At 59.1% G+C, this 24,396-nt stretch carries 18 protein-coding genes; 9 read left to right on the forward strand and 9 right to left on the reverse strand.

What is annotated here, in order from left to right; all coding sequences use genetic code 11:
- Positions 1-45: 45 nt before the first annotated feature.
- From AC0IXS_RS18295 to AC0IXS_RS18320, 6 genes are all read right to left on the reverse strand, one after another.
- On the reverse strand, positions 46-1,461 hold the full coding sequence (locus AC0IXS_RS18295; RefSeq protein WP_057410456.1) for an OprD family porin: 1,416 nt from the start codon (positions 1,459-1,461) through the stop codon (positions 46-48).
- A 155-nt stretch (positions 1,462-1,616) separates the two neighbouring features.
- The gene (locus AC0IXS_RS18300; protein WP_057410455.1) at positions 1,617-3,215 is read right to left on the reverse strand and encodes an ABC transporter substrate-binding protein; all 1,599 of its coding nucleotides are present in this window, start codon (positions 3,213-3,215) and stop codon (positions 1,617-1,619) included.
- 313 nt (positions 3,216-3,528) lie between these two features.
- Positions 3,529-5,151, reverse strand: coding sequence for an ABC transporter substrate-binding protein (locus AC0IXS_RS18305; protein WP_025994183.1), 1,623 nt, complete (start codon positions 5,149-5,151; stop codon positions 3,529-3,531).
- Between the two features lie 264 nt (positions 5,152-5,415).
- Positions 5,416-7,017 (reverse strand): ABC transporter substrate-binding protein, encoded by a 1,602-nt coding sequence (locus AC0IXS_RS18310; RefSeq protein WP_191957591.1) that lies wholly within the window; start codon positions 7,015-7,017, stop codon positions 5,416-5,418.
- Positions 7,018-7,123: 106 nt separating this feature from the next.
- Complete coding sequence (locus AC0IXS_RS18315; RefSeq protein WP_471825362.1) at positions 7,124-8,671, reverse strand: HET-C-related protein; 1,548 nt, start codon at positions 8,669-8,671, stop codon at positions 7,124-7,126.
- A gap of 334 nt (positions 8,672-9,005) precedes the next feature.
- Positions 9,006-9,722: an SIMPL domain-containing protein gene (locus tag AC0IXS_RS18320; protein WP_057408102.1), complete on the reverse strand. Its 717-nt coding sequence runs from the start codon at positions 9,720-9,722 to the stop codon at positions 9,006-9,008.
- A 192-nt stretch (positions 9,723-9,914) separates the two neighbouring features.
- Between AC0IXS_RS18320 and AC0IXS_RS18325 the strand changes: the two genes are divergently transcribed.
- The 8 genes from AC0IXS_RS18325 to AC0IXS_RS18360 all read left to right on the forward strand — a co-directional run bounded on the left by AC0IXS_RS18325 (position 9,915) and on the right by AC0IXS_RS18360 (position 21,098).
- Positions 9,915-11,174, forward strand: coding sequence for an ATP-binding protein (locus AC0IXS_RS18325; RefSeq protein WP_004883125.1), 1,260 nt, complete (start codon positions 9,915-9,917; stop codon positions 11,172-11,174).
- Positions 11,171-11,734 carry a response regulator transcription factor gene (locus AC0IXS_RS18330; RefSeq protein ID WP_025994188.1) on the forward strand — a complete coding sequence of 188 codons (564 nt, stop codon included), beginning with the start codon at positions 11,171-11,173 and terminating at the stop codon, positions 11,732-11,734. The genes AC0IXS_RS18325 and AC0IXS_RS18330 overlap by 4 nt, the downstream gene beginning before the upstream one ends.
- An 89-nt stretch (positions 11,735-11,823) precedes the next feature.
- Entirely contained in the window at positions 11,824-13,557 is a 1,734-nt protein-coding gene (locus AC0IXS_RS18335) for an ABC transporter ATP-binding protein/permease (protein WP_057408101.1), read from the forward strand.
- A gap of 100 nt (positions 13,558-13,657) precedes the next feature.
- Positions 13,658-14,407 carry a FadR/GntR family transcriptional regulator gene (locus tag AC0IXS_RS18340; RefSeq protein ID WP_004883131.1) on the forward strand — a complete coding sequence of 250 codons (750 nt, stop codon included), beginning with the start codon at positions 13,658-13,660 and terminating at the stop codon, positions 14,405-14,407.
- A 638-nt stretch (positions 14,408-15,045) separates the two neighbouring features.
- Entirely contained in the window at positions 15,046-15,957 is a 912-nt protein-coding gene (gene kdgD, locus AC0IXS_RS18345; RefSeq protein WP_471825366.1) for a 5-dehydro-4-deoxyglucarate dehydratase, read from the forward strand.
- A gap of 165 nt (positions 15,958-16,122) precedes the next feature.
- Positions 16,123-17,505: an MFS transporter gene (locus AC0IXS_RS18350; RefSeq protein WP_057408100.1), complete on the forward strand. Its 1,383-nt coding sequence runs from the start codon at positions 16,123-16,125 to the stop codon at positions 17,503-17,505.
- A gap of 10 nt (positions 17,506-17,515) precedes the next feature.
- On the forward strand, positions 17,516-19,069 hold the full coding sequence (gene garD, locus AC0IXS_RS18355) for a galactarate dehydratase (RefSeq protein ID WP_057408099.1): 1,554 nt from the start codon (positions 17,516-17,518) through the stop codon (positions 19,067-19,069).
- Between the two features lie 874 nt (positions 19,070-19,943).
- The gene (locus AC0IXS_RS18360) at positions 19,944-21,098 is read left to right on the forward strand and encodes an L-dopachrome tautomerase-related protein (RefSeq protein WP_471826264.1); all 1,155 of its coding nucleotides are present in this window, start codon (positions 19,944-19,946) and stop codon (positions 21,096-21,098) included.
- A gap of 290 nt (positions 21,099-21,388) precedes the next feature.
- Here the strand turns inward: AC0IXS_RS18360 and AC0IXS_RS18365 are convergent, their stop codons facing one another.
- On the reverse strand, positions 21,389-22,015 hold the full coding sequence (locus AC0IXS_RS18365; RefSeq protein WP_449117110.1) for a Yip1 family protein: 627 nt from the start codon (positions 22,013-22,015) through the stop codon (positions 21,389-21,391).
- A gap of 222 nt (positions 22,016-22,237) precedes the next feature.
- Here AC0IXS_RS18365 and AC0IXS_RS18370 point away from each other — a divergent pair, with 222 nt between their 5' ends.
- Complete coding sequence (locus AC0IXS_RS18370) at positions 22,238-22,477, forward strand: PLD nuclease N-terminal domain-containing protein (RefSeq protein WP_004883154.1); 240 nt, start codon at positions 22,238-22,240, stop codon at positions 22,475-22,477.
- A gap of 26 nt (positions 22,478-22,503) precedes the next feature.
- Here AC0IXS_RS18370 and AC0IXS_RS18375 read toward each other — a convergent pair whose 3' ends face one another.
- Positions 22,504-23,274 carry an alpha/beta hydrolase family protein gene (locus tag AC0IXS_RS18375; protein WP_122690671.1) on the reverse strand — a complete coding sequence of 257 codons (771 nt, stop codon included), beginning with the start codon at positions 23,272-23,274 and terminating at the stop codon, positions 22,504-22,506.
- A complete protein-coding gene (locus AC0IXS_RS18380; protein WP_449117111.1) occupies positions 23,271-24,368 on the reverse strand; it encodes a DUF3182 family protein in 1,098 nt (365 codons plus the stop codon). The genes AC0IXS_RS18375 and AC0IXS_RS18380 overlap by 4 nt, the downstream gene beginning before the upstream one ends.
- Positions 24,369-24,396 lie beyond the last annotated feature (28 nt).

Raw genomic sequence — 24,396 nt, forward strand, 5'->3', positions numbered from 1 at the left:
GCGAAACGGCGACCGGCGTCACGCCGGTCGCCGTTTCCCGATCACTTACAGAATGTTGAACGGAATGGTGGTCACCAGACGGAACTCGTTGATGTTGCCATCAGCCTGGTTCTCGCTGGCGCGGTGAGTGGTGTAGGTCGCACGAATCGCGGTGGCCTTGAGCGGACCGGATTGTACGGAGTACGAAGTACCGATGCCGTATTCGTAGTGGGTTTCGCCGTCCATTGCGCGCACGCCGGTTTTAGTTTCAACGCCTCTGATGTCCTGAGAATCGCCGTAAACGGTACCTTTGTAGTTGGTACCGTCGATGTCCCAGCCGCGGGCCTGGTAGATGTTGAATTTCAGACCGGGTACGCCGTAGCTGGCCATGTTCAGCACATAGGCGATCTGCAGCGACTTCTCGTTCGGTCCGTTGAAGTCCGAGAGCAGGGAGTTGGCGAGGAAGATCGCATTGGTATCGTGAACGTAGTCGAAGTACTCGTTACCGGACACTTCCTGGTACGCAACGCTCAGGCTATGTGCGTTGTGGGTACCCGTGAAGGAAAGACTGTAGGTATCGTTGTCGATCGGACCCTGCTTGGCCTGGCCGGAATCCTTGGTCTTGTAGTAGTTCAGGTTGGTGCTGAATGCCAGGGTCTTGCTGTCGCCCATTTCATGGGTGAAGCCGAAGTAGTACTGGTGCCAGAAGTCTTCCACGTTCGAGGCGTAGAGGCTGGTGGTCAGGCTTTCGAACGGTTTGTAATCGGCACCGAACATGTCCACGCGATCAGCGGTCTTGGTGCGATCACCGTACTCGGAGCGGAACTTGTCCAGGCTCTGTTCCATACGCGGCGAGACACGGTCGAAGCTGCCGGCCTGGAATGACAGGTTGTTCAACTCGTCGCTCTGCAGGGCGACACCCTGGAAGCTGGAAGGCAGTGCGCGGTTGCCGATAAAGGCGATGACCGGCGTGTTGACCGACTGGCGACCCATGGTCAGCACGGTGTTGGAGACACGGGCCTTGACATTGCCCAGACCCATTTTGCTCCACTGGCCTACGGCATCACCGTCGCTGTCCGCCAGGGTGCGGTTGGATCTCGGGACGAAATCGTCGATGTCACGCTCCAGCGCGACGGCGTTGTACAGCGCAAGTTCAGTGGAGAAGCCAACCGTGCCCTGGGTAAAACCCGAGGTGTAATTGACGATAGTGCCCTGCTGCCAGTTGATGCGGCGTGGCGTCTCTTTGTCCACGCCGTCTTTGGTGTAGCCGAACGTGCTGTCGCGACGGCGCAGTTCATTGGCGTACCAGTTACGTGTCGTACCGGTCAGGTGTTGGTCTTCAAGAAAGCCATTGGCTTCTGCCTGTGCGTTCTTGGTGCTCAGCCCGGTGGGCACGAAGGCTTGACTCACGGGCTCTGCCTGAACCATCGCGCCGAACGACGAGAGGGATAGAGCCAGTAATGCAGTGCTGGTTGTTTTCACGATGTACAGCTCCCTTTACTACTTTTATAAACGCCAGTTTTTTGAGTTCTGGCTTTGGTGATGCAGGGTTTAAGGCCCCGCCTTGTTATATGTTCTGGGCACAGATGAATCGCTCGCCGCCTGAAGCGGCGGTGAGCGATATCGCTGTTTACGGGTTACTCGGCGACGCTGACGCCCGAGAAGTTGTTACGACCGAACGGGCTGACGTGGAAACCTTCCACTTCCTTGCGCAACGGCTGGTTGACCGTCGAGTGGGCAATTGGCGTGATCGGCACCTGCTCTTTCAGATAACGCTGCGCCTGTTTGTAGAGGTCGGTGCGTTGTTCCCGATCCGTGGTGGCAATGGCGGCTTTGATGAGCGCGTCGTATTTCTCGTCGCACCACATCGAGTAGTTGTTACCGCCGATGGCGGCACAGCTGTACAGCGTGCCGAGCCAGTTGTCCGGGTCACCGTTGTCGCCGGTCCAGCCGATCAGCGAGATATCGTGTTCGCCGTTCTTGGTGCGCTTGAGGTACTCGCCCCACTCATAGCTGACGATCCGAACCTTGATGCCGACCTTTGCCCAGTCGGACTGAAGCATTTCGGCCATCAGTTTGGCGTTGGGGTTGTAAGGGCGCTGCACAGGCATGGCCCACAGCGTCAGTTCGGTGCCTTCCTTGATCCCGGCATCGCGCAGCATCTGCTTCGCTTTTTCCGGGTCGTAGGCGGCGTCCTTGATGGTGTCGTCATAGGACCATTGGGTCGGCGGCATGGCGTTGACGGCCAGTTGGCCTGCGCCCTGGTACACCGCATTGATAATGGCTTTCTTGTTGACGGCCATGTCCAGTGCCTGGCGCACCTGCAGGTTGCCCAGTGGTTCGTGGCGCACGTTGTAGGAGATGTAGCCTAGGTTGAAGCCCGGACGCTCCATCACGTTCAGCGCCTTGTCGGACCGGAGTGCTTCAAGGTCGGCCGGACGCGGGTTCAGCGTGACCTGGCACTCGTTCTTGCGCAGCTTCTGCACGCGCACCGAGGCGTCGGTGTTGATCGCGAAAATCAGTTGGTCGATCTTCACCCGGCTCGGGTCCCAGTACTCCTTGTTGCCGCGATAGCGGATCTGCGAGTCCTTCTGGTAGCGCTGGAACACGAACGGACCGGTACCGATAGGCTGCTGATTGATGTCCCGTGCATCGCCGCTGGCCATCAACTGTTCAGCGTACTCGGCGGACAGAATGCCTGCGAAGTTCATCGCGATGTTTTGGATGAACGCGGCATCAACCGTGTTCAGGGTAAAGACCACTGTCAGCGGATCGATCTTCTCGACGGACTTGATCTTCTTGTTCAGACCCATGCCGGTGAAGTACGGAAACTCGGTAGGGTAAGCCACGCGAAACGGATGGTCGGGCTTGAGCATGCGGTTGAAGGTGAACAGCACGTCATCGGCATTGAAGTCGCGGGTGGGCGTGAAAGTCTTGTTGCTGTGAAACTTCACGCCCTTGCGCAGGTGGAAGGTGTAGACCAGACCATCCTGCGACACGTCCCATGAGGTTGCCAGTCCAGGCACCACGGTCGTGTCGCCCTGCTTGAATTCGGTGAGGCGATTGTAGATGGGCTCGGAGGCGTCATTGTCGGTGGCCGACGTGTATTGAGCACTGTCGAACCCCGCTGGACTCGCTTCCGAACAGAACACCAGATTGCTCGCCATGCCGGTCATCGGAGTCAATGCAAGCAGACCCAGACTCAGGCAAGACGTCATCGCAAGAGTTTTACGCATGATGATCCCTATCCTTGAAGGACGAGCACTCAGGCTCGGTAACTAACAGGCCCTTGGGCGATAACTGAATAACACGCAGTGCTTGCAGGTAGCGGGCCAGCTGATGGCGGGCTTCCTGCCTTTGCCATTGCCTCTGACGGTATGTCGTTGAAGGCATCCGGTAAATAGGCTTATAGGCTGCAAGACGTGTAGGAAATATCCCCCCAGATAGGTGGCTTAGTGCCTTTAGTTGCACTTGGCCCACTAACCGAAAGGGTTCTTTATTCAGGAAGAGCGTCGACTGTGCTGCGTGAGCAGCACAGTCGAATCGCGTTTACTTCACGCTTACACCATAGAAGGAATTCAGACCAAACGGGCTGATCTTGAAGTCCTGCACTTTGGTGCTCATGGGCTGATAGACCGTCGAGTGCGCGATAGGCGTCATCGGCACTGCGTCTTTCAGAAGGTGTTGCGCCTGTTTGTACAGTTCGGTGCGCTTGGCCTGATCAGGTGTCGATTTGGCCTGCTTGATGATGGTGTCGTAAGGCTTGTCACACCATTTGGCAAAGTTGTTGCCGTTCAGGGCGTCACAGCCGAACAGGGTGCCGAGCCAGTTGTCCGGGTCACCGTTGTCGCCGCTCCAGCCAATCAGCATGGCACCGTTTTCGCCGTTCTTGGCGCGCTTGATGTACTCGCCCCACTCGTAGCTGACGATGCGTGCATTGATACCGATCTTCTTCCAGTCCGACTGGAGCATTTCGGCCATCAGCTTGGCATTCGGGTTGTACGGACGCTGGACAGGCATGGCCCACAGGGTGATTTCGGTGCCTTCCTTGATGCCGGCTTCCTTGAGCAGGGCCTTGGCTTTCTCTGGATCGTACTTGGCATCCTTGATCGTGGTGTCATAGGACCACTGGGTCGGCGGCATGGCGTTGACGGCCAGTTGGCCCGCGCCCTGGTAGACCGAGTCGATGATCTGCTGCTTGTTGACGGCCATGTCCAGAGCCTGACGAACCTTGAGCTGGGACAGCGGGTTCTCGCGGTCTTCACCCTTGATCTTGTCCATCACGTTGTAGGCGATGTAACCCAGGTTGAAGCCAGCCTGGTCAGGCATTTTCAGATTCTTGTCGGCCTTGAGTGGCTCCAGGTCCGCCGGGCGTGGATAGGCGGTGATCTGGCATTCGCCTTTCTTGAGCTTCTGGATGCGCACCGACGGGTCGGTGGTGATGGCGAAGATCAGGTTGTCGATCTTGACGTCTTCAGGCTTCCAGTAATCCTTGTTGCCGGTGAAACGGATGTTGGAATCCTTCTGGTAGCTCTTGAACACGAACGGACCCGTGCCGACCGGCTTCTGGTTGATGTCCGCTGCCTTGCCTTCCTTGAGCAACTGGTCGCCGTACTCGGCAGACTGGATCGAGGCAAAGCTCATCGCCAGGTTCTGAATGAACGCGGCATCAACGGTGTTCAGCACGAACTTGACGGTGTAGTCGTCGACCTTCTCGATCTTGGCGATGTTCTTGTCCATGCCCATATCGGTGAAGTACGGGAACTCCGTCGGTGCCGCTTTGCGGAACGGCATGTCCGGATTGATCATGCGGTTGAAGGTGAACAGCACGTCGTCCGCGTTGAATTCGCGAGTCGGCTTGAAGTACGGGGTGGTGTGGAACTTGACGCCCTTGCGCAGATGGAAGGTGTACGTCAGTACGTCGTCGGAGATGTCCCAACTGGTCGCCAGGCCCGGCTGAACGGCAGTGCCGCCACGCTCGAACTGGGCCAGACGGTTGAACATGGTTTCTGCCGAGGCGTCGAAATCGGTGCCGGTGGTGTACTGGGCCGGGTCAAAGCCCGCGGGGCTGCCTTCGGAGCAAAACACCAGATTCGATGCTGCGTGAGCGAAAGGTGCACTTGCGAGCAGGGTGGCGCCGACTAGAAACGGAATGACCGCGTGTTTGAGCATGGTGGCCTCAGTTGTTGTCATTTTTTGATTAGAGGAACCGACCTCGTGAGCCGATCCGTCCGATACTTATGCAGGGGCCATACCCAAAGCAAGATGCTGACGCCAAAGAAGCCACAAAGAGTGGCACGATCGTACAGGAATGTCGCGAAAGTGTAATTTTTTCGGTATTTGATCGTTTGCGTGACCAGTTTTGAAACAAATCGCGCCCCATTAAGAGGCGTCCGGGTGGGGTTAATGCACCCGGTTGGGGCTGCGACTGTTACCTCACTTGCTCAGACTGACCCCGTAGAACGGTGTCAGCCCGAATGGACTGATCTTGAAGTCCTGCACTTCCTTGCGCATCGGCTGGAAAACCCTGGAGTTGGCAATCGGTGTGATCGGCACCTGCTGCTTGAGAATGTGCTGGGCCTGTTGATACAGCTTGATGCGCTCGTCGCGGTTGGTCGTCAGCTTTGCCTGTTGCACCAGCTTGTCGTAAGCCGGGTCGCACCACTTGGCGTAGTTGCTGCCTTTGACGGCGGCACAGCTGTACAGCACGCCGAGCCAGTTGTCCGGGTCACCGTTGTCGCCGGTCCAGCCGTAGATCATCGCGTCATGTTCGCCAGCCTTGGCGCGCTTGATGTACTCACCCCATTCGTAACTGACGATATTGGCCTTGATGCCGATCTTGTCCCAGTCGGACTGGATCATCTGCGCCGACATGCGTGCGTTGGGGTTGGAGGCGCGCTGAACCGTCATGGCCCACAGATCGATTTTAGTGCCCGGCGCCACGCCTGCTTCCTTGAGCAACTGTTTGGCTTTGGTCAGGTCGCGGGGAGCGTCCTTGATCGTCGGGTCATAGCTCCACTGGGCTGGCGGCAGTGCGTTTTCGGCCAACTGGCCTGCGCTCTGGTAAACAGCCTTGATGATGGCCTGTTTGTCGATGGCCATGTCCAGTGCCTGACGCACCTTGAGCTGATCAAGCGGCGGGTGAGTCACGTTGTACGCCAGAAAACCGAGGTTGAAGCCCGGCTGGCTCAATACCTTGAGCTTCGGATCCTTCTGCACTTCCTCGATGTCCTGCGGGCGAGGGTAGCCACTGACCTGACATTCGCCGGCCTTGAGCTTCTGCAGGCGCACGGCGGCATCGCTGCTGATCGAGAAAATCAGGTTGTCGATCTTCACGTCTTCGGGTTTCCAGTACTCGGTGTTACCGGTGTAACGGATCTGCGAGTCTTTCTGGTAACGCTTGAACACGAACGGGCCGGTGCCGACAGGCTTCTGGTTGAGGTCCTGCGCCTTGCCTTCCTTGAGCAACTGATCAGCGTATTCGGCCGACTGGATAGAGGCGAAGCTCATCGCCAGGTTTTGTACGAACGCCGCGTCAATGTTGTTGAGCGTGAACTTGACGGTATTGGCGTCAACCTTCTCGACCTGCTTGATCGTGGTGTTGAGACCCATGTCGGTGAAGTACGGCGATTCGGAAGGGTAGGCCTTGCGGAACGGGTGGTTCGGGTCCAGCAGGCGGTTGAAGGTGAGCAGCACGTCGTCGGCATTGAAGGTGCGGGTCGGTTTGAAATAGTCCGTGGTGTGGAATTTCACACCTTCGCGCAGGTGGAAGGTGTAGGTCAGTCCATCGGACGACACGTCCCAACGGGTTGCCAACCCTGGCTCCACTTCCGTGCCGCCGCGCTTGAACTGCGTCAGGCGGTTGAAAACGGTTTCAGCGGAGGCATCGAAATCGGTGCCGCTGGTGTACTGACTGGGGTCGAAACCTGCCGGGCTCGCTTCCGAGCAATACACCAGTGTGGTGGCTGCCTGAGCAAGAGGTGCGCAGGCCAGCAGGGCGGTGGTCAGTAGCAGCGGTTTGAAGATGGTGTGTCCCATGGATCCCTCACGAAGTGCGGCAATGACCGTGCTGAGTGTTGACACGTCTAGTGTCGACAAAAGATGTAACACGATAGTGCCGCACTTGGTCGGATAGGGACAAATCTTACTTGCCGGTGATCTTTTTCCACATGTCCGACAGCGACGTGCTTTTAAAGAAGGTATCCAGGAAGTTGTCACTGCCGTGTTCGAATTGCTGCAGCGCCTCGGACGCATGACTTTGGATATGACGATGAAGCTGATCCAGTTCGTTTTTCAACGTCGCGCGTCTGACCTGTTCAGGATGGGCATCGGCCCATTCCCGCAACAGCGTGTCTTGCCAGTCAGTGTCCATGGCGTGAGCGAAGAACCGCGCAGCGACCTGCGAAGGATGTTCGGTTTCGTCTGCAGAGTGCCACTGGCTCAGTACCGCCTGTCCAACCTGAAGCACGGCATGCCTGGCCAGCAGCGCAGCCGGTTCGTGCAAGGGGTGTTCCGCGTGGTCCTTGGCCAGTTGCGAGTGGGACGGATCTGTCGAACCGTTGGTATGAGGGTCATCGCCAAGCCCGGTCTGGAGATCGTCGATGCTGTTGCCAAGCATTGCCATCAGCCCCAGCAGGACGCTGCCCACGGCATTGCCAAGTAGTCGGCCGGGTGTCGCAATGAATGCATAGAAGCGTTCGACCTGCTCGGAAAAGGGCAGCAGCGCCCAGCCGTCACGAGCCTTCAGAAACTCCTCAAAGGCCCGAAGCAGGTTTTCGTCCGGGTGCTCGCTGAGCAGAATCTGGATGATCTGGTCGCGTTCATAGCGAACGCCCGGCTGCAAGGCTTCGAAGGGCTTGTCCTTGTTCGGAAACAGTATCTTGCCCAGCGGTGCCGCCAGGCTGGCAATGATGTCGCTGCCGCCGAAACTTCCCGTCACCAACGGCAGACGGTGCCTGCAATCGGCTTCCGAGGTCCACGGCAGCACATCGGTATGGCCCAGCTTGATCAGGCTCAGTTCGACGAAGTTGGAGTGGGCGAAGAAGTCTTCGAGGATGTGCAATGCGGCGCCCATTGCCCTGAGCCCGTCTGTGGAGGAAGGACCCGCCTCTACGGCGATGTCCAGATCTGCCGCCATGAGATCCACCGAACGCTGGAGGTAGCGTTTCATGGAAGTCTCGGGATCGACCTGCAAAATGGGATCGTCGGGCAGCGTCCAGTCGTCGAAGTCAGCATCACGCGCTTTGGGGTTGGCGGGGGCAGGGTTGATGGCCCTGGGGTTGTCGATGTGTTCGGCGGCGCGATACACGCCCAGACGCTGCGGTGTCACGATGAAGAGCGACCGGTCTATTTTCATCAGATCGGTGAAGGCTTTCACCGCCAGCACGTCAACGATTTGCGTAAGGGCTTCGCGAGACAGCAGGTCAGGGAAACGCTTGGGCATGTCGGGTGCGCGGACAAGCTTGGGGTCGACCAGTTGTGAGTAGTCGCGCAACCAGTTGCCGTAATAGATGGCGCGGATTTCGTCTTTTCTGAAACCGGCTGTTTCCAGAACAGCCTCAATCGATCCGTGGGTATGTCGGTGTTCGTCACCTTCACCGGCCTCGAAGCGCAGCGGCGTCGGGAGCGGCTCGGCAGCGTTGTCGTGCTGGTCATGGGCGGGTTGATGGCGTGTCGGGTCTTGAGGATTCATCCGTGATTCCTGAAAGTGGGGCAGGTGCTCGTGTGCGCAGCAATGCCCGGTTGGGGAGTGCGGGCAAGTTTACGGATGAGGGGATTTAGTGAAATAAGCCTGCGCGGTTGATGTTGTAAGACGCGGCCGAGGATGGCGGGAATTCTGGAGGTAATAGAAGGCGAAAAGTGGACGTCAATCTGTGCCATTTGTGACGCGGAGCGTCACGGGAGGCATGCCCACGCGGAGCGATGGGCATGATCAGTGTGCCTGAGACCCCGATCGTTCCCACGCTCTGCGTGGTAACGCTGCTCAGGACGCTCCGCGTCCGCTCTCGATTCTGAGGACAGAGAGCTTATGGAACCGCCACCTCAATCACCCCATCTGCCGCCACGCTCACCTGGCTGGTGCCCGCTTCAACGTCTGGCGTCGGTGCTGCGTCTTCACGCGAGGACTTCATCATCATGGCCACTGGCGCACGCAGGTACGGTTGCGGGTAGCCCGAGGTGTTGAGGTTCAGGTTGACCAGTTTGTAGCCGGTGCCGCCCAGCGCTTCGGTGACCAGTTGCGCACGCGCCTTGAACGCCGTGACGGCATCCTTGAGCAGGGTGTCTTCACTGGCCTTGCGCGTGGCGGGCGAGATCGAGAAGTCCATGCCGCCCATTTTCAGATCGCCGAGCAGTTCGCCGGTCAGCTTGGACAGGACAGCGAAATCGGCACTTTCCAGGCGGACTTCTGCGCGCTCACGCCAGCCAGTGATCTTCTGGCCCTTGTCATCGTAAATCGGATAGCTGTTACGGCTGCCCTGACGAATCTTCACATCCTTGGCCTGACGCGCCTGGCCCAGCGCCTTGTTCAACGTCTCGGTCACCTGCGTAGCCAGTTTCGCGGGGTCGCTGTCCTGCGCTTCGGTGTACAGCGTCACCATCATCAGGTCCCGCTGGACTTCCTGATTGACTTCGGCGCGCAGGGAAATCTGGTTATAGCGGGCTTCTTCGGCCATGGCCGGCAGGCTGGAGAGGGTAACGGCAGCCAGCGCAAAAAGCGTGGCGGCAGGGCGGAGAGTGAACATGAGAACTCCTTGTTATAAGGCGGCCTTCGACGGCTGTCGGACGGCGCAGACTCATCAGACTGTAACCCTTGAGACTGGTTCCTGCACCCCCGACGCGCCCAACGATGCGGCGCGTTGACGCACTTTTCCAGTTTTGCGCCATGCTTGGTTATACTCGTCCCGATCCGCCTGGAGCGCTCATCAGGAGAGCTCATGCTCGCCCCCGTTCAAATGCTTTCAGCCACGCGTCAGAACCTGTGGCGCCTGACATTCATCCGCATCCTGGTGCTGGCCGCGCAAGCCGGTTCGGTGGGGATTGCCTGGCTGTTCGACTTTCTTCCGCTGCCGTGGCTGCAGTTGTCGATCACTCTGGGCTGTTCGCTGATCCTGTGCCTGCTGACTGTCATTCGTCTGCGCACCTCGTTGCCGCTGACCGAACTCGAATACGCCTTGCAACTGGCGCTGGACCTGCTGATCCACAGTGCGCTGCTGTATTACTCGGGCGGTTCGACCAACCCGTTCGTTTCTTACTATCTGGTGCCGCTGACCATTGCCGCAGCGACATTGCCATGGCGCTATTCGCTGATCCTGTCCGGTTTTGCGCTGGGGTTGTATACCTTTCTGATGGTGCAGTCCTACCCGCTGGAAACCTACCCCATCGCCCGGGAAAACATGCAGGTCTATGGCATGTGGCTGAGCTTCGTGCTGGCAGCGGGGGTGATCACGTTTTTCGCCGCGAAGATGGCTGAAGAACTGCGCCGTCAGGACCAGCTGCGCGCCGAGCGTCGGGAAGAAGGCCTGAGAGACCAGCAACTGCTGGCTGTAGCGACGCAGGCAGCCGGAGCCGCGCATGAACTGGGTACGCCGCTGGCGACCATGAGCGTGCTGCTCAAGGAAATGCGCCAGGACCACAGCGATCCGGCCCTGCAGGATGACCTGTCGGTGCTGCAGGAGCAGGTCAAGCAATGCAAGCAGACCCTTCAGCAGCTGGTACGCGCTGCCGAGGCCAACCGGCGCATGGCGGTCGACTATCAACCGGCCACGCAATGGCTGGACGAGTCGCTCAATCGCTGGCACCTGATGCGCCCTGAAGTGAGCTATCGCTTCCAGAAGCTGGGCAAGGACGAGGTGCCGATGCTGGCGCCGCCACCGGACCTGACACAGGCATTGCTCAACCTGCTCAACAACGCTGCCGATGCCTGTCCCGACGGGCTGGAAGTCAATCTGGACTGGGACAGCACGGAAGTGTGCATCAGTATTCGTGACCACGGCGCCGGTGTGCCGCTGGCCATTGCCGAGCAGATCGGCAAACCGTTCTTTACTACCAAGGGCAAGGGTTTCGGCCTTGGCCTGTTCCTGAGCAAGGCCAGCGTCACCCGCGCGGGTGGCTCGGTAAAGCTCTACAGTCATGAAGAAGGCGGTACGCTCACCGAGCTGCGACTGCCCCGTGACACGCGAGGAGAAGAAGCATGAGTGACGAAGAGATTCAGGTAGACGGCGAAGAGTTGCCGCACCTGCTGCTGGTCGATGACGACGCGACCTTCACCCGGGTCATGGCACGCGCCATGAGCCGTCGCGGTTTTCGGGTCAGCACCGCAGGTTCGGCGGAAGAAGGTCTGATACTGGCGCAACAGGACATCCCCGAATACGCCGCGCTGGACCTGAAGATGGATGGTGATTCCGGCCTGGTGCTGCTGCCCAAGCTGCTGGAAATGGACCCGGACATGCGCGTGGTGATTCTCACCGGTTATTCGAGCATCGCCACCGCTGTCGAAGCCATCAAGCGCGGTGCCTGCAACTACCTGTGCAAACCGGCGGATGCCGATGATGTGCTGGCGGCCCTGTTGTCGGAGCACGCCAACCTCGACACGCTGGTGCCGGAAAACCCCATGTCGGTGGATCGCCTGCAGTGGGAGCATATCCAGCGCGTGCTGACCGAGCATGAAGGCAACATTTCGGCCACCGCACGTGCGCTGGGTATGCATCGCCGGACCTTGCAGCGCAAATTGCAGAAGCGTCCCGTGCGGCGTTGATGAAGCTTTTTTCATGTTGATCGTTCAGGCGTTTTTTTGCTTCATTGTGGTCAGGCATCGTTCTTTTGCAGACAGCGAGCCTGAATTACATGAAACGCAATGCCGAGTATTCCGTCGTCAACGACACCGTTAAAGGAGCGTTTTTTCCAAGGGTCTGGAAACTGATTACACCGTATTGGCGCAGTGAAGAAAAAACCATGGCCTGGGTGCTGCTGGCCTCCGTGGTGGCACTGTCACTGTTCAGCGTGCAGATGTCAGTGATGTTCAACAGCTGGTATCGCGAGTTCTACAACGCCTTGCAGAACAAGGATACAGGTGCTTTCACGCACCTGATCCTGTATTTCAGCGGCCTGGCCGCTATCGCCATTTTCGCTGCCGTGTATCGGCTTTATCTGACGCAGATGCTTACGATCCGCTGGCGGCGCTGGCTGACCGAGCAGCATTTCGCACGCTGGCTGGCGCACAAGAATTACTACCACCTGGAGCAGGGCGGTTACACCGATAACCCGGACCAGCGTCTGTCCGAAGACCTCAATGAATTTACAACCAGCACCCTGCACCTCGGGCTTGGCCTGATGAGCGCGGTGGTCAGCCTGGTGTCGTTCTCGGTCATTCTGTGGGGCGTGTCGGGAAGTATCGAGCTGTTCGGCATCACCATTCCCGGCTACATGTTCTGGGCCGCCATGCTTTACGCCATCGTCGGCAGCTTTCTGACCCACTGGATCGGTCGGCGTCTGATTCCGCTCAACAACCAGCAGGAACGCTACGAAGCGGACCTGCGTTATGCGCTGGTGCGGGTGCGGGAAAACGCGGAAAGCATCGCGCTGTCCGACGGCGAAAAGAATGAAAACCAACGGCTGAGCGGCCGGTTCTCGATGATCTGGCATAACGTCCTGACCTCGATGAAGGTGCAGAAGCGACTGACGTTCTTCACGTCGGGCTATGGCCAGATCGCGATTATCTTTCCGTTCGTTGTCGCAGCGCCCCGGTACTTTGCAGGCAAGATCGAACTGGGTGATCTGATGCAGATCAACTCGGCGTTCGGCAACGTGCAGGAGAACTTCAGCTGGTTTATCAGCGCGTATGACACGCTGGCGTCATGGCGGGCGACCAGTGATCGTCTGCTGAGCTTCCGTCAGGCCATGAGCGACCACGAGGTTCAGGTTCCGTCCATCCAAAGGGTGCAAGCCGGGAATGCAGTAGACCTGAAAGACCTGGGCCTGACGCTGGCCAGCGGTCGGCATTTGCTTCAAGACGCGCATCTGCATATTGGCCAGGGCGAGAAAGTGATGCTCAGTGGCCGGTCAGGCAGCGGCAAAAGCTCTTTGCTCAGGGCGCTTGGCGGCTTATGGCCCAAGGGCACGGGCAAGATCGGCATACCGGAAGGGCGTGCCCTGTTTCTGCCGCAACGGCCCTATCTACCGATCGGTACCTTGCGTGAGGCCTTGAGTTATCCACAGCCGCCCGAAAAGTTTCCGGCTGAACGGTACGCCGAGGCGCTACGCAAATGTCGCCTCGAGCCGTTGGTGGCGCGACTGGATGACAGTGATCACTGGCAACGAGTGCTGTCGCCCGGCGAGCAACAGCGGATGGCCTTTGCCCGCGCGCTGCTGCTGACACCGCAGTGGCTGTACATGGATGAAGCGACCTCTGCGATGGACGAAGAGGACGAGGCGGCGATGCACCATGCGCTCTTCGAAGAGATTCCCGGCCTGACCCTGCTCAGCGTGGGACATCGCAGCAGTCTGAAGCGTTTTCATGACCGGCATGTGCAGGTCGAAGGGGGGCAATTGATCGAGCGCCGGGCGTCTGAACCGGCCTGATGAAGCTTATGGGTAGCGGGGCCGAGCTTTTGGGGTGTGATCATACAACCGCTGAGCTATGATTGACGCTTGTTTAACTGTCCAGAGATCGATGTTGGATATGGAAAATCAAAGCGCTCCGCCCCGCGCCCGTAGAAAGCACCGCAGCCTTGCGCAGGAGCTGGTGACTGAATTGTCCGAGCGTATTCGCAGTGGACAGCTCAAGCGTGGCGATAAATTGCCCACCGAATCCGCCATCATGGAAGAGCAGGGCGTCAGCCGTACTGTGGTTCGTGAAGCGATTTCACGCCTGCAGGCGTCCGGCCTGGTCGAAACCCGCCACGGGATCGGCACCTTTGTGCTGGATACGCCGAGCCCGAGCGGTTTCCGGATCGACCCGGCCACCATCGTCACCTTGCGTGATGTGCTGGCGATTCTCGAATTGCGCATCAGCCTGGAAGTCGAGTCCGCCGGGCTGGCTGCACAGCGCCGCAGCGCCGAGGAACTGGCTGCCATGCGAGCTGCGCTGGACGCGCTGAATGAAAGCGCTGCTCACGCGACCGATGCGGTGGCGTCTGACTTCCAGTTCCACCTGCAGATTGCGTTGTCGACCGGCAACCGCTATTTCACCGACATCATGACCCATCTGGGCACCAGCATCATTCCGCGCACGCGGCTGAATTCTGCGCGCCTGGCTCATGACGATCAGCAGCACTACATGGACCGGCTCAGCCGCGAGCACGAGGAAATCTATGAGGCCATCGCCCGTCAGGACTCCGACGCCGCCCGCGCCGCCATGCGCCTGCACCTGACAAACAGCCGTGAACGTCTGCGTCACGCTCACGAAGAGGCTGAATCGCAGCGCGCCTGATGTGACGCAGAGCGTCACGGGCGGCATACCCACGCAGAGCGTGGGCACGATCGGGTACAGAGCCAGCCCCCACACTGATCGTTCCTCACGCTCTGCGTGGGAATGCCTCCCAGGACGCTCCGCGTCCGCTCTCGAATGTGGCGCAGATGTGTGGCCAACCTCCAGCGTTACCCACGTCATGCGCCCGGCTTACTGAATCCGCAATCTGTGCCATTTGTGACGCGGAGCGTCACGGGCGGCATGCCCACGCAGAGCATGGGCACGATCAGTGTTGAGGCAGACTTGTGTATGACGATGAGCGCTCGGCATGGTAACGCCTCTCTGGACGCTCTGCGTCCGCTGTTGATGTGACGCAGAGCACCGTTGGCTGACTGCCTGAGCAGAGCTTAGGCACGAGCAGTATGTCGGTCCAGGCACTATGCTCTGGACGAAATCTGCACTTGCCGTATAACTTTCAGCAATCCCGAATCCCGCCAAACCCAGGCCGGTCAAGGCCTTCAGCCCCATTCATCGCCTTGTAAGACAAAAACCCGTAAATGCCTGTTGAGGGAATGTATTTTCAGTTGTACGATGACTTACGACATCGGCACTGCCCCGATGATCCATTCACAATTTATGTCCCACAGGGTGTTCGAATAATGAATCCACAAGAACTGAAGTCCATCCTCTCTTCCGGTCTGCTGTCCTTCCCGGTTACCGATTTCAATGCTCAGGGCGACTTCAATCGCGCTGGCTACATCAAGCGTCTCGAGTGGCTGGCCCCGTACGGCGCCAGCGCTCTGTTCGCAGCAGGTGGCACAGGTGAGTTCTTCTCCCTGGCCGCCAGCGAATACTCCGAAGTCATCAAGACTGCCGTTGATACCTGCGCCACCAGCGTGCCGATTCTCGCAGGCGTGGGCGGTTCGACTCGCCAGGCCATCGAATACGCTCAGGAAGCCGAGCGTCTGGGCGCCAAAGGCCTGCTGCTGCTGCCGCACTACCTGACCGAAGCCAGCCAGGACGGCGTTGCCGCGCACGTTGAAGCGGTCTGCAAATCGGTCAAGATCGGCGTGGTTGTCTACAACCGCAACGTCTGCCGCCTGAACGCCTCGCTGCTGGAAAAACTGGCCGAGCGCTGCCCTAACCTGATCGGCTACAAGGATGGTCTGGGCGATATCGAACTGATGGTTTCGATCCGCCGCCGTCTGGGCGACCGCTTCTCGTACCTGGGTGGTCTGCCGACCGCCGAAGTCTACGCCGCTGCCTACAAGGCGCTGGGCGTGCCGGTCTACTCCTCGGCAGTGTTCAACTTCGTGCCGAAACTGGCGATGGATTTCTACCACGCCATTGCCCGTGACGACCACGAAGCAGTCGGCAAGTACATCGACGATTTCTTCCTGCCTTACCTGGAAATCCGTAACCGCAAAGCGGGCTACGCCGTCAGCATCGTGAAAGCCGGTGCAAAAATCGCAGGCTACGACGCAGGTCCGGTCCGCGCGCCGCTGACCGACCTGACGCCAGAAGAGTGCGACAAGCTCGCAGCGCTGATGGACAAGCAAGGCAAGCAGTAACACCTCTGAAGACCGAACCGCTGAGCGATCAGCGGTTTTGTCGTTGGAATGCATGACCCGTACAGGTAGAAGCTGGCGTCGCCGCGACACTTCTAAGGGGCCTGTAGCGCTACACCCAAAAACAGATGTACCCGCGTAAAAAAATAACTAGTGGGAGTTCAACCGATGCAAACGTCCAAGCCGACGCACGTCCGCTATTTGATCCTGTTGATGCTGTTTCTGGTCACCACGATCAACTACGCCGACCGTGCCACCATCGCTATCGCTGGTTCAAGCATCCAGAAAGACCTTGGCATCAGTGCCGTCACTCTGGGCTATATCTTCTCTGCATTCGGCTGGGCCTACGTGGCCGGTCAGATCCCCGGTGGCTGGCTGCTCGACCGTTTCGGTTCGAAGAAAGTCTACGCCATGAGCATTTTCACCTGGTCGCTGTTCACCCTGCTGCAAGGCTATGTGGGTGAGTTCGGTATCTCGACCGCCATCGTCGCGCTGTTCATGCTGCGCTTTTTGGTGGGCCTGGCCGAAGCGCCATCCTTTCCCGGCAACGCACGTATCGTCGCCGCCTGGTTCCCGACCGCTGAACGCGGCACGGCGTCAGCCATCTTCAACTCCGCGCAGTATTTCGCCACTGTACTGTTCGCGCCGCTGATGGGCTGGATCGTCTACACCTACGGCTGGCAGCACGTGTTCATCGTCATGGGCGCGGCAGGCATCGTCTTCTCCGCCATCTGGATGAAGGTTATCTACAGCCCGCGCAGCCATCCACGCATCAACCAGGCCGAGATCGATCACATCGCCAGCAACGGCGGTATGGTTGACATGGATCAGGACAAATCGAAGTCGAAGAAAGACGGCAGCAGCGGTCCGAAATGGGACTACATCAAGCAGTTGCTGACCAACCGCATGATGCTGGGCATCTACCTGAGCCAGTACTGCATCAACGGCATCACCTACTTCTTCCTGACCTGGTTCCCGGTGTATCTGGTCCAGGAACGCGGCATGACCATTCTCAAGGCCGGTATCATTGCGTCCCTGCCTGCCATCTGTGGTTTCATCGGCGGCGTGTTGGGCGGGATCATCTCCGACTACCTGCTGCGCAAGGGCCACTCGCTGACCTTCGCCCGCAAGGCACCGATCATTGGCGGTCTGCTGCTGTCGACCTCCATCGTGACCTGCAACTACGTTGACATCGAATGGATGGTCGTGGGCTTCATGGCCTTGGCATTCTTCGGCAAAGGCGTGGGCGCACTGGGCTGGGCTGTCATGTCCGACGTATCGCCCAAGCAGATCGCCGGTTTGAGCGGCGGCCTGTTCAACACCTTCGGTAACATTGCATCGATCACCACCCCGATCGTGATTGGTTACATCATCAGCACCACCGGCTCGTTCAAATGGGCACTGGTGTTCGTCGGCGCGAACGCGCTGCTGGCGGTGATCAGTTACATTTTCATCGTGGGTGAAATCAAGCGTGTGGAATTGATAGAGCCGCCTGTAAAGGGGCCATTGCCGACCGATACGGCCAGCAACCTTTCCGAAGCAAAATCCTGAGGAAACCGTGATGAACCTGATTCAACATGCCGATTCTCCACGTTACATCCGGCTGCATCCGCTGGATAACGTGGTGGTCGTGGTCAACGACCAGGGTGTACCGGCCGGAACCGAATTCGATAACGGCCTGGTAACTGTCGATAACGTACCGCAGAGCCACAAGGTCAGCACCGTTGACCTGGCCGAGGGCGAAGCCGTGATTCGTTACGGCCATACCATCGGCTACGCCCTGCAACCGATACCGCGTGGCAGTTGGGTCAGGGAAGACCAGTTGCGCATGCCGTCAGCGCCTGCGCTCGACAGCCTGCCGATGTCCGATGCCGTACCTGCGAAGGGCGAGCCGCTGGAAGGCTACACCTTCGAGGGCTATCGCAACTCCGATGGCACCGTGGGCACTCGCAATATCCTGGGCATCACCACCACCGTGCAGTGCGTGACTGGCGTGCTCGACTTCGCCGTCAAGCGCATCCGTGACGAACTGCTGCCCAAATACCCGAACGTCGATGACGTGGTGGCACTGACCCACAGCTACGGCTGCGGCGTGGCCATCACCGCCACCGACGCTTACATTCCGATCCGCACCGTACGCAACCTGGCGCGCAACCCGAACCTGGGCGGCGAGGCGCTGGTGATCAGTCTGGGCTGTGAAAAGCTGCAGGCCGGTCAGGTGATGCACGAGGGCGACAGCTCGGTGGACCTGAGCGAGCCCTGGCTCTACAAGCTTCAGGACTCCAGCCACGGTTTCAGTGAAATGGTCGAGCAGATCATGGACCTGGCTGAAGTACGCCTGAAGAAGCTGGACCTGCGCCGTCGCGAGACGGTACCGGCCTCCGAGCTGATTCTGGGCATGCAGTGCGGTGGCAGCGATGCGTTTTCCGGCATCACCGCCAACCCTGCGCTGGGCTATGCGTCCGACCTGTTGCTGCGTGCAGGCGCGACGGTGATGTTTTCCGAAGTGACCGAAGTGCGCGATGCCATCTATCTGCTCACCTCCCGTGCGCAGGATCAGGACGTCGCCCAGGCACTGGTGCGCGAAATGGACTGGTACGACCGTTACCTGGCCAAAGGCGAAGCGGATCGCAGCGCCAACACTACGCCGGGCAACAAGAAGGGCGGGTTGTCGAACATTGTCGAGAAGTCCCTTGGCTCGATCGTCAAGTCCGGCAGCAGCGCCATCAACGGCGTGCTCGGCCCTGGCGAGCGGGTCAACGGCAAAGGGCTGATCTTCTGCGCCACTCCGGCCAGTGACTTTGTGTGCGGCACGCTGCAACTGGCGGCCGGGATGAACCTGCACGTGTTCACCACCGGACGCGGCACGCCGTATGGTCTGGCGATGGCACCTGTGGTGAAGGTGTCGACCCGCACCGAGCTGGCCCAGCGCTGGCCGGATCTGATCGACATCGACGCCGGCCGCATCGCGACAGGACGCGCCAGCATCGAGGACCTGGGGTGGGAGCTGTTCCACTACTACCTGGAAGTGGCCAGCGGCAAGAAAAAGACCTGGACCGAGCACTACCGCCTACACAACGACATCACCCTGTTCAACCCTGCGCCGATTACCTGAGGTGTCGGGGCGTGGTTCCTGAAGGTGAAATCGAGACATTCCGGCAATCCGTGATGATCGTTCCCACGCTCCTGCGTGGTAACGCCGCCCGGGACGCTTCGCGTCCCAATTGGGACTGAGTTACGCAGGTCTTATAGGTGCGCAGCCCGGACGCGGAGCGTCCTGAGCGGCATTCCCACGCGGAGCGTGCGGAACGATCAGCGTAAAGGCTGGCATCTGTACCTGATCGTGCCCACGCTCCGCGCTCATCGTTATACACAAGTCCTCTTGGAGGAATACGCTGATGATCGTTCCCACATTCCGTGGTCGCATCAAGACTCGGGTATAACGCTGAGCACAGGCATGGGCATGATCGGCGTGCCTGAGATCACACTGATCGTTCCTCACGCTCCGCGTGGGAATGCCTCCCAGGACGCTCCGCGTCCGCTCTTGAATGTGGCGCAGATGCGCGCCCAAGCTCCAGCGTTATCCACGTCATGCGCTCGGCTCACTGAGTCTTCAGTCTGTGCCATTTGTGACGCGGAGCGTCACAGGATGCATGCCCACGCGGGAGCGATGGGCACGATCAGTGTTGAGGCAGACTTATGTATAACGACGAGCGCTCCGCGTGGACATGCATCCCGGGACGCTCCGCGTCCCAATTGGGACTGAGTGCGCAGGTCTCGCAGTTGCCGCCAGCCGCCTCATTTTCTTCATTTGATTGAAAGTGTTAGTGAATTTAACGGCTTCTTTCTTTGCCACAAAGGGATCAGTATCCGCAGCAGGTAGATTGCCTGCCCGGTACATCCGGCCATTCAAGCGAGCCATTTTCACTTTTCGATACTGGCCCGCCTCACGCTGGCCAAGGAGACCTTTCTTGTCTTTCAAACAACCGATGTCCTGGGCTACTGCAGCCTTGATGGTTGCGCTCGGTAGCCAGGCTGTTCAGGCTGCGACCCCCGCCAAGCTTCCAGAAGACAAGCCCGTGGGGAAAATCGAACAGGTCTTTGCGTTCCATGATGCGATGCCCACGGGCGTCAGCGTCACTGAAACAGGGCGCATTTTTGTCAACTTCCCTCGCTGGGGCGACAAGGTGCCGTTCACTGTCGGCGAATTACGCGACGGCAAGGTAGTGCCTTACCCTGACAGCGCCTTGAACCAGCCGGACCCGCAGCATCCCGATAAGGGGTTCATCAGCGTTCAGAGCGTTGTCGCCGACGGTTTGGGCCATCTGTGGATACTCGATACCGCTGCACCTGAGTTCTCCAAGCCGGTCGCTGGCGGCGCCAAACTGGTTGCCGTTGACCTCAAGACAAACAAGGTCGTCAAGACGCTGGTTTTCCCTGAGAACGTCATTCTGCCAGGCACCTATGTCAACGATATGCGTTTTGACTTCAGTGCCGCGAAGGAAGGCGTGATTTATGTCACCGACTCGTCTGTCAGTGGCCCCGGCGCAATCATTGTCATGGACATTGCGACCGGTAAGGCCGTGCGTCGTTTGAGTGGCGCAGCCTCGACGTCGGCAGACCCTGCCTTCGTGCCGAGGGTTGAAGGCCAGGTACTGAAAATGCGTAACGCCGATGGGACCAGCAAACCGTTTGCGGTTGCTTCCGACGGTATCGCCTTGTCCTCGGACCGCCAGACCCTTTATTTCTCCCCGCTTTCCAGCCGACACCTGTATTCGGTGCCGACCAAGCTGCTGCGCGATCCAGCCATCACTGAAGAGCAGCTTGTCGCCGCAGTACAGGATCTGGGAGAAAAAGGGCCGTCGGATGGACTGGAAGCCGACATCGATGGCGCGATCTACGCGGGCGACTATGAAGACAACAGCATTCGCAAACGTCTTGCGGACGGAAGCTGGCAGACGGTCGCTCACGATCCTCGAATGCTGTGGCCGGACACGTTGTCGGTGGCAAATGACGGCTACCTCTACTTCATCGCCAACCAGCTGCATCGCCAGGGACTGTTTCATGGCGGCAAGGATCTGCGGGAAAAGCCCTACAGCCTGTTCCGGGTGAAGATCGACGCTAAACCGGCCAGGACGCGCTGAGTTCACGCCGTTGCGCAGAGCTGCTTCTGCCCGCAGGGTGAGGGAGCTCTCGCAGGTCAGGACGGCAGCGATGGGCTGCGCAGGCCCTTGATTGCATCTGGTACACCGCGTGCGCAGGCCTTGCTGCCGGTTCCCGGCAGATCGCCGGCAAGCCGCCTCCCACAGTCCGGCGTTTGCTCCACGACAGCGCTGCGTCGAAGACGTGGTGAGGCCTTCCCCATTCCGGTGTTTGCTGCGCGACAGTGTGTTGTCGAAGGCCTGATGGGCTCCCCATCAGGTTTGGCCTCACATCATCCTGCCGGCACGTCCCCCAGTACGGTGCGCACATAGTCAGGCGTGAGCACGTGGTACCAGAGCAGTATCGTCGACACCAGAATCGTCACGAGCACCAGCACGCCGACACCCCACACTGCGGCCGCGTAGAGCGGGGCGTTGCCGGGTGGCAGGCGCATGAAGGTGCGAATGCCGATGATCAGCAGAAAGGTCGAATGAATGGCGGCAAGCCCCAGTACCAGAATCATCAGCCAGCGGCTGGGATACAAGCCCGCAAGCCCCGCGATGAAGAATGGGGTGATGGTGTAAGTGGCGAAACCGATGCACTGGTTGAGCGTTGGCCGCGCTTCGGAGGTGCGTGACAGCCAGCGGATGAACGTGCCCATCAGCGCTGTACCGGCCAGAATGGCAATGTACAGCAGGGTACATAGCTGCAAAGCGCTTTTGGTGCTCAACCAGACCCGATCTTCAAGTGTCATGCTCCAGCCCACCTGTGTCGTACCGATGTACAGGCAGACGGCCGGGATCAGACCAAGCAATATCAAGTGCGGCAGGTATTGGCGTGGGCTGTGCTCTTCCTCGTCGCGTATGTTTCTCCACGCGTTGGCGGGGCGGGTGAACAGCTTGACGATAAATGCGTTCATGACATTCCCTCCGATGGCGAACAGGTCTCGCAGGTCCTTGCGAGCCTCTTCGGATTGAATACGACGTGACGCAATGGTTTCACCGCACTGGACCGATGGCGGTCGAGCGCTCGGAAAAAGCCTGATTTTTCCTACTTCTCTGAACTTTAAGGTGCTCTCAAGCCTCTTCTACAGTAAGGGCGCCGGTCTGGCCGCCTTCGTTGAATGTGCAGGAGATTTCAAATGCCTTGGATATCGGAAAATCATTTGTGGCTGTTTACAGCGATTACGGCGTTGATCGTGATTTCGGATATATGGGCGGTGATGCGTGTTCGTAAGAGCGTCACGGAGTCCAGTAACAAACTGATGTGGATCATCGTGATCGTTGCCGTGCCAATTCTTGGCGTGCTGGCTCTGCTGGTTGCAGGCCCGCGTCACGTCGACACGCCCGCCAAGCCTGAACAGCAAAGCACCAAGTACTGATTCGGTCGTTCGGGATCGCTTGCGGGTCATGAGTACTTGGCTGAGTGGTGAGGGTAATCCACCAGCCGAGCGCCAATGACCATCTCGCTGATCCAGTTGGTCAGCATCGAGCTGTAGACGCTCTGGCTGATATCGCTGCTCAATGCGTGGTCGGCACCGTCCACCAGGCGATAGGTCAGCGAGTGCGCCAGTTCGAAGGCACTGCGATAGCTCATCAGCGTGGCGTGCGGTACATAGTCGTCACGCTCTGATTCAATCAGCAGCACATCCCCTCTGAACTCCTTGCAGGCTGCCAACGCACGATTGTCCGCTGCGGTGACGGCCGAACGTCGGTAGTGCGCAAGTCTGTCGCGATCCAGTTCCTGCTTGGGCATGTCCCAGTCGGCGTCCCAATACAGGGCAGGTACGCGCAACGCCATCCATTTGACCGGGCGCATCGCACTCAGGATGGTCGCAAGATACCCCCCATAACTGGTGCCGATCACCGCAATGGCCTCAGGGTCGACAGAAGGGTGGCTGACGAGTCGGTCATAGGCGGCCAGCAGGTCCTCCAGGCTCTGCTCACGTGAAACCTTGGCCCGAAGGCCCTCGGTACGCTCATGACCGCGCAGGTCGAAGGTCAGGCAGACACAGCCCAGCCCCGTGATGTTCTTGGCCCGTGCCAAGTCGCGCTGCTGGCTGCCACCCCAGCCATGGACGAACAGAATGCCGGGAAACTTCTCGCACGGCGTGACGATGGACCCGGAGATGGATTGGCTGCCTACCTTGATCTCGATGATTTCACTGCGAACGCTCATAGAGGCTCCACCTGAACGAATTTGCTGATGAAGCCCACCTGAGGGTCGTCGCCCTCATAGAGCACCTGGGCATCGGCGGGAAGCGTGGTCTTGCCATACACCTCGTGGGTCGAGACAGTGACCTGATGCAGTGCCGGGCCGGCGTTGAACAACAGCAACGCCTCTACTTCCGCTGCGCTGGCACCGCCGATGCGCCAGGATTGCTCCAGCACGCCTGAGCAACGCTGGCCTTGCGCGTTGGTGCCTTGGGCGATGTCGTAGTTGCGGCGGGACGCGATGAAGCCGGGAAAACAGGCAAATGCGGCGCTCTCATAAGCCAGCGCCTGCTGCACGGCGCGCCTGACCGAATCGTCCAAAGGCAGACGCAACAAGGCCTGATAATCGCCCCGCACGAGGTGCAGGCGTGAACCGCCGTAGACGGTTTCGCCCTGATTGTCCCGCGTCAGGTCCTGAGTCCCGTAATAACTGGCGGTCAGCCCGGCCACCTGTACCTGACCCACGCTCAGGGTCACGACCTCTGTCAGGTTTTCTTCCAGTACAAGGCCGTATTCTTGCATCTCGTGCAGGTCCTGCCGGGCAATGGCTTCAGTCAGCTCTGCTTCTGTGGTTACTACCACCTGACCGCGTCCCGCCGTCGCGAGCACAGGTTTCAATCGCACCGGACCGTTGGCGAGCATCTGTGTGCCGACTCTCGACGCATCCTTATCGGTAAAAACCGAAAAGCCAGCGAGCACGGCCTGCGCAGCCTGACGATGAAACGCGTCTGACCAGCCGGGCGGTTTATACGTTGCGTTATCGGGCAGCAGATGCGAAAGGGCCTTGGTCGCCATGAACGGCTCAGCGATGACGCCGCCGAACAGATCGTCGGCAGATCGAATACCGGGATTATCCCGTTCGATCAACGTGTCGGACGGGACGAAATACAGAGCTCGCCCTTGATGAATCACGCTGTCGTACAGCCCGACGAATTCTGCGCCGAGCAGCGTCGCCAGCTTCTGCGCCAATACCTGGTGAACCACTGTTTCATGGGTTGAAAGGGTTTTGCGCGTGGGCAGCAGAACAACGTCGGTCTTGCCGGTTACGGTCCCGGTCATGAGCAACTCCTGTCAGTCACACAGTGTG

This window comes from Pseudomonas sp. AC016 (assembly GCF_979253365.1).

What these genes read in the sequence shown, in the direction of transcription:
- kdgD (WP_471825366.1), top strand. Translation starts at nt 15,046, where the DNA reads ATGAATCCACAAGAACTGAAGTCCATCCTCTCTTCCGGTCTGCTGTCC.
- AC0IXS_RS18335 (WP_057408101.1), top strand. Translation starts at nt 11,824, where the DNA reads ATGAAACGCAATGCCGAGTATTCCGTCGTCAACGACACCGTTAAAGGA.
- AC0IXS_RS18380 (WP_449117111.1), bottom strand. Translation starts at nt 24,368, where the DNA reads ATGACCGGGACCGTAACCGGCAAGACCGACGTTGTTCTGCTGCCCACG.
- AC0IXS_RS18315 (WP_471825362.1), bottom strand. Translation starts at nt 8,671, where the DNA reads ATGAATCCTCAAGACCCGACACGCCATCAACCCGCCCATGACCAGCAC.
- AC0IXS_RS18300 (WP_057410455.1), bottom strand. Translation starts at nt 3,215, where the DNA reads ATGCGTAAAACTCTTGCGATGACGTCTTGCCTGAGTCTGGGTCTGCTT.
- AC0IXS_RS18375 (WP_122690671.1), bottom strand. Translation starts at nt 23,274, where the DNA reads ATGAGCGTTCGCAGTGAAATCATCGAGATCAAGGTAGGCAGCCAATCC.
- AC0IXS_RS18365 (WP_449117110.1), bottom strand. Translation starts at nt 22,015, where the DNA reads ATGAACGCATTTATCGTCAAGCTGTTCACCCGCCCCGCCAACGCGTGG.
- AC0IXS_RS18325 (WP_004883125.1), top strand. Translation starts at nt 9,915, where the DNA reads ATGCTCGCCCCCGTTCAAATGCTTTCAGCCACGCGTCAGAACCTGTGG.
- AC0IXS_RS18350 (WP_057408100.1), top strand. Translation starts at nt 16,123, where the DNA reads ATGCAAACGTCCAAGCCGACGCACGTCCGCTATTTGATCCTGTTGATG.
- AC0IXS_RS18320 (WP_057408102.1), bottom strand. Translation starts at nt 9,722, where the DNA reads ATGTTCACTCTCCGCCCTGCCGCCACGCTTTTTGCGCTGGCTGCCGTT.
- garD (WP_057408099.1), top strand. Translation starts at nt 17,516, where the DNA reads ATGAACCTGATTCAACATGCCGATTCTCCACGTTACATCCGGCTGCAT.
- AC0IXS_RS18360 (WP_471826264.1), top strand. Translation starts at nt 19,944, where the DNA reads ATGTCCTGGGCTACTGCAGCCTTGATGGTTGCGCTCGGTAGCCAGGCT.
- AC0IXS_RS18370 (WP_004883154.1), top strand. Translation starts at nt 22,238, where the DNA reads ATGCCTTGGATATCGGAAAATCATTTGTGGCTGTTTACAGCGATTACG.
- AC0IXS_RS18310 (WP_191957591.1), bottom strand. Translation starts at nt 7,017, where the DNA reads ATGGGACACACCATCTTCAAACCGCTGCTACTGACCACCGCCCTGCTG.
- AC0IXS_RS18330 (WP_025994188.1), top strand. Translation starts at nt 11,171, where the DNA reads ATGAGTGACGAAGAGATTCAGGTAGACGGCGAAGAGTTGCCGCACCTG.
- AC0IXS_RS18305 (WP_025994183.1), bottom strand. Translation starts at nt 5,151, where the DNA reads ATGCTCAAACACGCGGTCATTCCGTTTCTAGTCGGCGCCACCCTGCTC.
- AC0IXS_RS18340 (WP_004883131.1), top strand. Translation starts at nt 13,658, where the DNA reads ATGGAAAATCAAAGCGCTCCGCCCCGCGCCCGTAGAAAGCACCGCAGC.